Origin of the sequence: Thermosediminibacter litoriperuensis (assembly GCF_008124715.1) — a bacterium.
Taxonomy (GTDB): Bacteria; Bacillota; Thermosediminibacteria; order Thermosediminibacterales; family Thermosediminibacteraceae; genus Thermosediminibacter; species Thermosediminibacter litoriperuensis.
Genome location: NZ_VNHO01000060.1, coordinates 1 through 1,883 on the forward strand (window position 1 = coordinate 1; position 1,883 = coordinate 1,883).

At 42.9% G+C, this 1,883-nt stretch carries 2 protein-coding genes, 1 pseudogene and 1 riboswitch; of the genes and pseudogenes, 1 reads left to right on the forward strand and 2 read right to left on the reverse strand.

All coding sequences use genetic code 11. The annotated features are described in order from the left end of the window. Nucleotides 1–246: 246 nt before the first annotated feature. Nucleotides 247–338, reverse strand: a riboswitch (glycine riboswitch). 117 nt (nucleotides 339–455) lie between these two features. After that, a complete protein-coding gene (locus LZ11_RS12605) occupies nucleotides 456–614 on the reverse strand; it encodes a PIN domain-containing protein (RefSeq protein ID WP_222927273.1) in 159 nt (52 codons plus the stop codon). A 380-nt stretch (nucleotides 615–994) separates the two neighbouring features. Here LZ11_RS12605 and prxU point away from each other — a divergent pair. Then, nucleotides 995–1,591 (forward strand): annotated as a pseudogene (prxU, locus tag LZ11_RS12185) (thioredoxin-dependent peroxiredoxin); the annotation flags it as partial. Nucleotides 1,592–1,645: 54 nt separating this feature from the next. Here prxU and LZ11_RS12190 read toward each other — a convergent pair. Then, entirely contained in the window at nucleotides 1,646–1,882 is a 237-nt protein-coding gene (locus tag LZ11_RS12190) for an autorepressor SdpR family transcription factor (protein WP_246110820.1), read from the reverse strand. Nucleotide 1,883: the final 1 nt, after the last annotated feature.

Below are 1,883 nucleotides of genomic sequence, written 5' to 3' on the forward strand. Positions count from 1 at the left end.
CAATGGTCTCCACCCAGCGGCAATGCGTGACCAGGATCTCTATGTGATTGTCAAGAACTTTTTGCTTTAGTCTATTGACTTTTCATAGCACGTCTTAATTTAATTATGCCCTAAAACGTCAAATAAAAAAGAGAAATAAAGGGGTAATACCTTTATTTCTCTCTGTCCTTCACCTGAGAGATTCTTCCCCGAATTCTCACAATTCGGGAAATTGCCCCGTCGGTACCTTTCGGCTTTCCAGAGGCATGTCAGGATACGGTCCTTTTGCCTGAGAGTTTCATGGCTACGCCACTTACCCCTTCGGCGCCCCTTCGTGGGGTCTCTCCCGCACCCTTCATCCACAGGGCTATTAAGTTTAGTAATTTTCTATCCGTTTATATTATATTATAGATTTTTTCAATAAGCAAGGCTCAGTTCACTATTAGTATTGCATCATTACTTTTAAAGAAGTATGGTCAAATTTCTTTTTTTATAATTCTCAAGAATTCCTCCGGACTTACTGTTTTGATTACTTTGTCCGCAAACCCCTTCTTATCCCTGGTTATGATATAATCCACTTTTTTACGCTTTGCACTCTGGAAGACGACTGCATCCTCAAAGTCTGCACTTTGCATTTTTAATGCCCTCAAAATGTCCGTTTTAGTAGTATTTATTATATCGACAAGCTTTTAAATATTCAGTTAGCATTAATATTCGTTCTTTCTGCTTTTTATACTTTCGCATAATATAATAAATGTCGGTTACCGATGAGGCTGTAATGCATGCTTCAATGTCGTTATTTTTTACCATTACTAAAATTTTATTTACCGCATATTATAGTGAATTTAATATAGATAGTCGACACAATTGCAAGTTTATTTCAATAAAATTTTTCTAATACTATATTGGGGTGATAATGCAGGTAATTCATTACCGACAAATTATATGTAGTTGTAACAACAATATTTTTTATTTCATCCCATACTAAAAGTCGTAAGAAAGGAGATGTGGCAAAATGGTGATGGTAGGTAAAAAAGCACCCGACTTTACGGCGAAGGCGTATCACAACGGCGAGTTCATTGACGTGAAGCTCTCGGATTACTTGGGTCGGTGGGTGGTGCTCTACTTTTACCCCGGTGATTTCACCTTTGTCTGACCCACAGAACTTACGGCAGTTGCCGAGCGGTACAACGAACTAAAGTCACTGGGAGTTGAGGTGCTCGCTATCAGCGTTGACAGCGTATTCGTACACAAGGCATGGCAGGAAGTGGAGCTTTCCAAGCTGGTGGAAGGTGGCCTCCCATACCCGATGCTCTCGGACGCCGGTGGAGATATAGGCAGAATTTATGGAGTTTACGATGAGGAAGTTAAAGTGGATGTGAGGGGAACTTTTATCATAGACCCTGACGGTGTAGTCCAAGCCTTCGAGATCCTGATACCCCCCGTAGGCAGGAACCCGGAAGAATTTATAAGATGGATAAAGGCCTTACAGCACGTGAGGAAAACCGGCGGCGCCGAGGTCACACCTTCCGGCTGGGAGCCGGGCTGCCCGGTGTTAAAGCCCGGAGTCAACCTGGTGGGTAAAGTCTGGGAGGAATGGAAACAGAATTAGTATTCAGATTGAATAGGAGGAGGTGATTAGCCACCTCCTCATTTTTTTAACATCTTACTTTTCCACCCTTTCATCATCTTTCCTGCCCAAAAGTTCGAAAGCAAAGGCCACAACTTCCTCAAAGACTGAAGTGTTTAGGGAATAGTATATGTTCTGACCCTTTCTCTCGTCCACGACCATGCCCGCCTGCTTCAAAGTGTTAAGGTGATGGGAGATGCTGGGCCAGGATATATCAAACTGGGCTGCGATCTCCCCGGCGGTCATATCCTTTTCCTTCAGCATGGACAGGATC